Raw genomic sequence first — 7780 nt, forward strand, 5'->3', positions numbered from 1 at the left:
ACTGGCCTATATACGGTCTATCCCTGAGTGCACTTCAGCGTTCATGGAGTAGGTCTCGTTGCGCCTTTTTTAGAGCAAATGGTGCATTCATGGAAAAGAACATACCTATCATTGACGTCGGTAGTTTGACGCAGGGAGCAGAGATATCACCATATCTAGTAAAGGAGATCGACAACGCGTGCAGGGAGGTCGGATTTTTCACCGTCGTCAATCACGGTGTAGATAACACGCTTATTTCAACTGTCTTCTCTCAGATAGAATCGTTTTTTGACCTGCCTGTTCAGGCCAAGGAAAAAATCGAAATTCATAAATCCCCCTATATGCGTGGCTACTTTAGCGAAGGCGCTGATAAGTCGGATGGCATATTGGGCGATGTCAAAGAGGGTTTTGACATGGCGGCGGACTTGTCGCTTGACGACGAGTTCGTAAAAGCCAAATTACCTTTCTACGGCCCCAATGTATGGCCAGAGGAATTACCCGACTTCAAGCTTGCGATGACGGAATATCACTCGCAAATGCTTGCGTTCGGAAAAAAACTGCTAAACGTGTTTGCCCTTGCGCTCAATATGCCGATCGATTACTTCGATGATAAATTCAAGAAGCCGATGGCCCAATTGAGAGTCCTGCGTTATCCCTCCACCCAATATACGCAGGGAGCGCCGATGGGTGCTGGAGAGCATACAGACTTCGGCTGGATCACCATGATCTCGGAAAGTGCCACCGGGGGGTTGGAGGTACAGAGTGCCAACGGCACCTGGATCAAAGTCAAACCCATCCCAAATGCCTTTGTCGTCAATGTCGGGGATCTAATGTCTCGCTGGACGAATGACCGTTACAAGGCAACGCTGCATCGAGTGATAAATACCTCCGGCAAATTACGCCATTCGGCGGCGTTCTTTATGGACCCAGACTACACCGCCAAAGTGGAGTGCCTGCCCAGCTGTTGCGCAGACGGCAGTCCTGCGAAATACGGAGCGATCATTGCGGGTGAGTACATGGACCAGAGGTTCTTGGAAACCACCACATTTCGTGAACTTGAACCCAACTAGTAGGAGTATTGAACGTGCTAGGTAAAGAATACACATTCTATCTATCAGCGATCGTAGCGATACTGGGCACCGTGGGCTATCACATGCTCATGAAGAAAATACCGTCTACGATCAACCCCTTGGTTTCAATTGTCAGTATTTATGTGGCGATCGTTATCCTGTCCACCTTGATGTTGCCGTTTTTTTTGGGCAGTGGAACGTTACTCGCGGGCTTGAAGCAAATGACCTGGCTTCAGGGAGGCATCGCGTTTTGCATCTTGATGATGGAAATCGGCTTTTTGATGATGTATCGCAGTGGATGGGACCTCAGTACGGGCAATATCGTTACCGGCGCCATTATCAATATTGCGCTCGGCTTCATCGGCGTATTTCTGCTTAAAGAAGGACTCTCTTATTTAAATATTGCCGGTGTTTTATTGTGCATCGTCGGCGTGATACTGATCGGCTACAAATCCAGTAGCAGCGAACAACCCGTGGACGCGGATACGCACGCTACGGTCTCGCTAGTACCACCTTCACTGGTGCCAGATGCAACAGCAAAAGAACCCTAGCCAGCCGTACACCTGCAATACATCTCTGGCATTGTGTATGCACACACATTCAAACCCCGCCGTTAGTTCCACATGCGCACGGAAGTGATTACACCTGTCCAGGCATGATCGGTTGTTCAATGCTAGCCCCCAAACCAGCTCAATAAGCGTTTCAGTGATTTTGCTCTTGAAGGTGATGAGATGTCTTTACTGTATGCTGATAATTATCTGCGCGCCATCAAAGACGCCAACGTGAAAACCCTGCTTATTTCAATAGCTAAAGAGCGAAGACTGTTGCCATCGGTAATGGTACTAAGTGCAATAGCATCCTTCACTGTAGGGGGCATATTCCTGGCGTATACTCAACAGATCGTTGCGGTACTCGGTGCGACTATCTTGATTGCCCTTGCCAAAATCTGGTCCTGGTACCTGAGCCACGATTGCGCGCACAATTCTGTTTTCAAGTCGAAGAAAGTCAATTCTGTCATCGGAGAGTTGCTGTCTTTCCTTAACGGCCTCTCTTTCTTTTCATTTGAAGCCTATAGAAAAGATCATGTTCGCCATCATGCGGAAAAAATTGATATTGGTGGGTTCGATAGTGGTCACTTTGCTGTCGCTCACCCGAGGCTATTCAGTGCAATCATTGTTGCAGAAAAAATATATATTCCCGCCTTCTACTATGTGATCAAGCTTACCAATATTTACTCCGTGATATTCAGTGGCAGCAGGCGCGAGGTTGCAAGGGGTATTGGAAGCCTGTGCATTTACGTTGTAGCCTTCGCTACGTTTGCCCGGTTCTCCCTGATACTTGTGGTGGTATGGCAAGCCTCCTCCTTCCTTAGGATACACATCGTACGATTCGTCGACTGTTTCCAGCATTCTTTCCAGCAGGTGTATACGGCGGGAGAAAAGCTAACCCATGGAAAACACTACGAAATCCAGAATACTTTCTCCGTACCGGTGGCAAGAAAGTTTACCTTCCTTAATCTGATTATTTTGAATTTTGGTTACCACGCGGCCCACCACTGCTTTCCAACATGCCCTTGGTATATGTTGCCACAACTGGAAGCTGCCATAACCAAACAGTTGCGGCTTTACGGAATAACGGACACAAGAGAAGAAAGCACGCCATTCTTCAACTTCATGACTGCCTATCATCGTGGGCGGTTATCAAGAATCATCAGCACCGATGAAGGACAGCCCTATGGTGCTGATGGCCAATTTAACACCCATCATTTCACCGGTGCGTACACAGATAAGCTCTTAGGTTGAGTCACCCACTCAGGTCGGGCCTTATCAAAGCATGGACACTGTCAGGTCGTGGATACGGAGCCCCCCACCTCAGCGCTTGAAAGTCGTAACTTACTTATAACTCAACTCATGACAAATCAATCAGATCTATAAAGGAGTGCGTGTGGACGATTCATGTGCAGACGCCAACAGCTTCTGGCTGACGGCTGTTGAAAAAGAGAGTATTCGGGACGCGCTCATAGACATTTGTTACGAGCCAACGGGAGGGCGAGACTACATCCACCTCATTCGCATGACCGCTTATCAAAAGTTTCCCGCACGACTTCTAAAAAAGCTTGAATCACTTAAAGATGACGATGCTTCTTATTGTGTATTTGAGAACCTTCCGATTGATGACACATTTGGCAGCCCCCAAGGCGACGCTAATAGCTTGAACTTCAAAAGTGGTTATCTTTCTGAAAATGTGCTGGTTGCCCTGGGCAGTTTGATAGCGGAGCCCTACTCCATCAAGCATGAGGGGCCAAAACTGGTCAATGACTTGGTACCGCATCCGGAGGCCGTAGGCGAGTATACCGGCAACGGTTCGGACCTGGAGTTGGACCTGCACACCGAAAATGCCTTTCAGGCTTATGACTCCCGTGGAGACACCTCGCCGCTGGCTCTTCTGCTTCTCGGCGTTCGCGGTGACCCTGCCGGGGTGGGCCCGAAAACCTGGGTGGCCGATGCGAGGGAAGCCCTTCAGGTTCTGGAACAGGCCGATATTGAAATCCTATATGGCAAACATTTCATCATTCGTCAGCCCTACCGCTGGAGGAACAGTACCGCAGGCGCGAAAGAAACTCATGTATACCCAATTCTGAGCGGCCCGCTGACTCACCCTAGAGTCACTGCTGCGTTTTACCCGGACATGGTGATTGCCGCTGATCACGAAGCACAAAATACCCTGTTGAGGTTTTACCACGCGCTTAAAAGCGTAGCGCGGCCGCTGGACATTCAACCTGGCAAGTTGGTGTACATCAACAATCGTTTCATGCTCCATTCGCGTGACAAGTTCACCCCCAGTTTCGATCCAGAGGGGCATGCGTATCGTTGGATCCAGCGTTTGTTCATCACGAATAACTTGTGGAACTTCCGTTCATTCAACAAGTGTGGCGCGCGGATCTTCGAACCCGTTACTCGATGATATAAAGAGATAAATTAAATGTCGAACCATAAGCCATATACGTCAATTATTCATAATATAGGCACTTTCCTCACGGGTGATCTCGCGACTCCCCTCATTACAGCAGATACCCTCGTCAGTGTTGATGGCATGATCACCTACGTTGGCCAGGCAGTAGATGTAGATTTTTCACACGCAGACCTGCTGATTGACGCCAAGCAGAGCACGGTCATGCCAGGTTTGATCGACAACCACACTCACCCGACCCTGGGTGAGTACAGCCCGCGCTCTGGCAACCACAATTGGATCTGGCACTCCTTGCAGGGCGGCGTGACGACCATGATCTCTGCCGGGGAAGTGCACGTTCCGGGGCTACCGACCGACAGGGTCGGTACTATCGCCATGGCAATCGCAGCGCAGCGCTCTTTCTCCAATGCGCGCCCTAGCGGAATAAAAATGGAAGCCGGCGCGCCACTGCTCAACGATGAATTTTCGGATGAGGATTTCGCCGCAATGGTTGCTCAAGGCATCAACCAACTGGGAGAGGTCGGGATAGGCCCGGTCAAGTCAGTCAGTCGTGCAACTGAATTGGTCAAGATGGCTCGCAAACACGGCATGACCTCCATTACCCACACGGGCGGTCCTTCAATTTCTACCTCCCAGAGCATGGGTGCAGAAGAGATCCTTGAAATTGCGCCCGATATCATCGGACATATCAATGGCGGCTATACCGCACTGGCACCCAGCCAAATCAGATGCCTGTGTGAAGGCTGTCTGGGTGCCTTGGAAATCGTACATAACGGCAACGAGTTCGCGGCGGTTACCACCCTGAATTACGCACGAGAAATGAACCAACTGGATCGTATCGTCATTGGCACGGATTCTCCTGCCGGATGTGGGGTTCCCGCGCTTGGCATGCTCAGGGCAATTGCCTTGCTCAGTAGTTTCGGCGACGTTCCACCGGAAAAGGCCGTCTGTTTCGCAACGGGTAACACCGCCAAGGTGAGAAAGTTGAATCGCGGGATTCTGGGCGTCGGAAGAGAAGCCGACATTCTGATCGCCTGTGGGCCTTTGGGAGGAGCGCAACCCAGCGTACTTGGAAGTTTCAGCAGTGGTGACCTTCCAAGTATTACCTCGATTCTGATCGATGGGCGCCTGGTCGTGAGGCAATCCAGGAACTCGCCACCGCCATCTGTCACACCTGAAATAACTCTGCGTACCTAATAGCAGCGTCCCGAAAGGGACGTCGCCTCGAGAGCACTCATATGCATAGAATTCTGCCCGAAATTACGCGCAGAGGGCCTACCGTACTCGCATGCGGTTGCGCAATTGGATTGGCTATTCCCTATCTTGCAGACTTGGCGAGGCCATTGCTCCCCGTCATGGTTTTCATATTTGTTCTGGGCACTCTCCTGCGTATTAACAACGCTGAAGTCATCAGTGCAGCCAGAAACTTGAAAATATCCCTGATATTTCCAGCCCTGATGGTGGTGGCATGCCCTTATATTTTTGGAATGCTTTCGCTTTACCTCACCGGCAATCAAGAACTTTCCCTTGCGATAGCCATCGCTGTTGCCGCCCCGCCCGCCAGCGGAAATGCAGCCGTCGCGAGAATGCTCGGGCTTGACCCTTCCATGTCACTGGTGACTGCGCTCTGCTCAATGGCAATTATCCCTGTCACCGCTCCGCTGATACTCCACCTATTCGCTGATGGCCTTTCACTCTCCTTGAACCCCGTTGATCTGGCGATCAGACTGGCCGTGTTGATAGGAGGCGCCGAAGGTGCTGCTATTTTGATACGTCGTTTTTCGCACACCTTCGTCGCCACGCACGGCCTGGCTATTGACGGTATTGTCGTCATCGCGCTTTTCCTCTTTGCAGTAGGCACGATGGCGGGCATGCAGCAGGTAATTCTGGAGACCCCTTCGTTGGCCATCTCAATGATCGCCATCGCTTACTGCATCAACATCTGCCTGCAGCTTCTCATGGGCTGTTTATATCCCGGGTCATTGATCGCCAAGTTCACCATGGCACTCAACGGTGGCAATAGAAATGTTGGGTTATTATGGTCTGCTCTTGGTGTCAGCTTATCGCCCACAATGGCGTTGTATTTTGCATGCTGCCAACTGCCTATTCACACCATGCCGAAGATACTGCAGTTTGTTTTACCCAAAGTTGAAAGCTATTTGAACAAACTGGTTTTAAGCAAGAATCGAATTTGAGCTATTACCGCCTGGAACTGCATAAAAATGATACTCACGCCAGAAAATATCAGGCAGATTGCCGAACGCTCTTCGCTGGAGACTACTGCCTGCTCTTGTATTCGGGGCTTGTCGCAGGGGTGGGAAACCTTACCCAAAACACTCGAGGCGAGCAGCCTGTTGCGCTTCATAGGCGAAATCTCGACCGATAGGGCACAAGAACTCAGCCTTGAGGAATACCACCCGAACGGTACCCATTTCTGGTCTGAAGACGCGCCTATCTGCTTTGATTTCTTTCCTTATAATATTTCAAGCATCTGGGGCTGTAAGTGTTGCGCGCGAGCATTCCTCAGGTTTACAGAAGCAGGCGCCTATCACTCCGAGCAACGCATCCGTATTTTGCGTGCGTCGCTGATTGGCAACCCCGTTCAAGAAGAGCACGTTCAGGATTAGCCGTTCTTGAGCCGCCCCCCCTCCTGCCCCTAGCACGGGTATAAACCTCAGGCTTTATTCGCTACCAACCCGCGATCACTCATGAATGCCTCCAGCCGCGAGCGCATCCAGCGTTCCGCCGGGTCTGTGTCAACGTGACTGAGCCACACCATCGACAAATCCAGGGTCGGGGTTTCGAACGGGAACGGCTCGCAGAACAGGTTCCCGCTGGCGGCCATGGCCTGGGCGGTGTAATCCGGCAGGCTGGCGATCATGTCGGTGCCGGCAAGCAAGGCCGGCAACGAGCTGTATTGCGGCACCGAGAGCACTACATGGCGTTTGCGTCCCACCTCTGCCAGCCACTCATCGGCAAACCCGGCGACGTTGGCGGTGTGGGACACCAACACGTGGGGCCGTGCGCAATATTCGTCGAGGGTCAGCGGTGTGTCCGAGGCATCGGCGCGCAGCAGGCACGGGCGGATGTGCCGCAACAGCTTGCGCTTGGCATTGGCCGGCAGCCCGCGGGTCTGGGTGATGCCGACGGTAATATCGCCGGAAGCCAGCAGGTCGGGAATGCGCCAGTAGTCCACATGCTGCACCACGAACACTACCTGCGGCGCTTCCTGACGCAAGGCCCGTAGCAAGGGTGGCAGCAGGCCGAACTCAACGTCATCGGACAGGCCGATGCGAAAAGTCATGGTGCTGATAGACGGGTCGAAATCATGGGTCAGGCTCAGGGCCGAAGACAGCGAGTCCAAGGCCGGCGATAGGTGCTGGATGATCTCCTCGGCGCGCGCCGTAGGCTCCATGCGATGGCCGACACGAATAAACAGTGGGTCGTTGAACAGGGTACGCAGGCGGTTGAGGGCCGAACTGATGGTCGGTTGGCCGAGAAACAGCTTCTCCGCCACCCGCGTCACATTGCGCTCGAGCATCAGTGCTTCAAAGACCACCATCAGATTGATGTCAGCCTTGCGTAATTCATTGCGATTCATCGGCGCCTGCCCCTTTCCCCAAGACAAGCGGCAGTTTAGGAAGGCTGGGGAGCTGCGTCTATGTGCATACGGGTTGGGGACGGTAAATCTGCGTTTCAAGGTTGCTGCTGCGCATAAAAATGTGGGAGCGGGCTTGCTCGCGAAGGCGGTGGATCAGCCG

General features: G+C 52.1%; 8 protein-coding genes. 7 read left to right on the forward strand and 1 reads right to left on the reverse strand.

Annotated features, from left to right (window positions below; genetic code table 11):
• Positions 1 to 89: 89 nt before the first annotated feature.
• The 7 genes from GIV35_RS19865 (at position 90) to GIV35_RS19895 (ending at position 6646) form a co-directional block, all read left to right on the forward strand.
• Positions 90 to 1049 (forward strand): isopenicillin N synthase family dioxygenase, encoded by a 960-nt coding sequence (locus GIV35_RS19865; protein WP_236265365.1) that lies wholly within the window; start codon positions 90 to 92, stop codon positions 1047 to 1049.
• A gap of 14 nt (positions 1050 to 1063) precedes the next feature.
• Positions 1064 to 1600: a hypothetical protein gene (locus GIV35_RS19870; RefSeq protein WP_052199952.1), complete on the forward strand. Its 537-nt coding sequence runs from the start codon at positions 1064 to 1066 to the stop codon at positions 1598 to 1600.
• Positions 1601 to 1780: 180 nt separating this feature from the next.
• Entirely contained in the window at positions 1781 to 2851 is a 1071-nt protein-coding gene (locus GIV35_RS19875) for a fatty acid desaturase family protein (RefSeq protein ID WP_236265367.1), read from the forward strand.
• A gap of 142 nt (positions 2852 to 2993) precedes the next feature.
• Positions 2994 to 4013, forward strand: coding sequence for a TauD/TfdA family dioxygenase (locus GIV35_RS19880; RefSeq protein ID WP_197882916.1), 1020 nt, complete (start codon positions 2994 to 2996; stop codon positions 4011 to 4013).
• A gap of 18 nt (positions 4014 to 4031) precedes the next feature.
• Positions 4032 to 5216 carry an amidohydrolase family protein gene (locus GIV35_RS19885; protein ID WP_236265369.1) on the forward strand — a complete coding sequence of 395 codons (1185 nt, stop codon included), beginning with the start codon at positions 4032 to 4034 and terminating at the stop codon, positions 5214 to 5216.
• Positions 5217 to 5257: 41 nt separating this feature from the next.
• Complete coding sequence (locus GIV35_RS19890; RefSeq protein WP_105226143.1) at positions 5258 to 6214, forward strand: hypothetical protein; 957 nt, start codon at positions 5258 to 5260, stop codon at positions 6212 to 6214.
• Between the two features lie 27 nt (positions 6215 to 6241).
• Positions 6242 to 6646: a hypothetical protein gene (locus GIV35_RS19895; protein WP_105226142.1), complete on the forward strand. Its 405-nt coding sequence runs from the start codon at positions 6242 to 6244 to the stop codon at positions 6644 to 6646.
• A gap of 47 nt (positions 6647 to 6693) precedes the next feature.
• Here GIV35_RS19895 and GIV35_RS19900 read toward each other — a convergent pair whose 3' ends face one another.
• The gene (locus GIV35_RS19900; RefSeq protein WP_003189553.1) at positions 6694 to 7620 is read right to left on the reverse strand and encodes a LysR substrate-binding domain-containing protein; all 927 of its coding nucleotides are present in this window, start codon (positions 7618 to 7620) and stop codon (positions 6694 to 6696) included.
• Positions 7621 to 7780 lie beyond the last annotated feature (160 nt).

This window comes from Pseudomonas sp. PA-1-6B (genome assembly GCF_021609545.1).
Taxonomy (GTDB): Bacteria; Pseudomonadota; Gammaproteobacteria; order Pseudomonadales; family Pseudomonadaceae; genus Aquipseudomonas; species Aquipseudomonas fluorescens_BV.

What these genes read in the sequence shown, in the direction of transcription:
- GIV35_RS19865 (WP_236265365.1), top strand. Translation starts at nt 90, where the DNA reads ATGGAAAAGAACATACCTATCATTGACGTCGGTAGTTTGACGCAGGGA.
- GIV35_RS19875 (WP_236265367.1), top strand. Translation starts at nt 1,781, where the DNA reads ATGTCTTTACTGTATGCTGATAATTATCTGCGCGCCATCAAAGACGCC.
- GIV35_RS19885 (WP_236265369.1), top strand. Translation starts at nt 4,032, where the DNA reads ATGTCGAACCATAAGCCATATACGTCAATTATTCATAATATAGGCACT.
- GIV35_RS19890 (WP_105226143.1), top strand. Translation starts at nt 5,258, where the DNA reads ATGCATAGAATTCTGCCCGAAATTACGCGCAGAGGGCCTACCGTACTC.
- GIV35_RS19895 (WP_105226142.1), top strand. Translation starts at nt 6,242, where the DNA reads ATGATACTCACGCCAGAAAATATCAGGCAGATTGCCGAACGCTCTTCG.
- GIV35_RS19900 (WP_003189553.1), bottom strand. Translation starts at nt 7,620, where the DNA reads ATGAATCGCAATGAATTACGCAAGGCTGACATCAATCTGATGGTGGTC.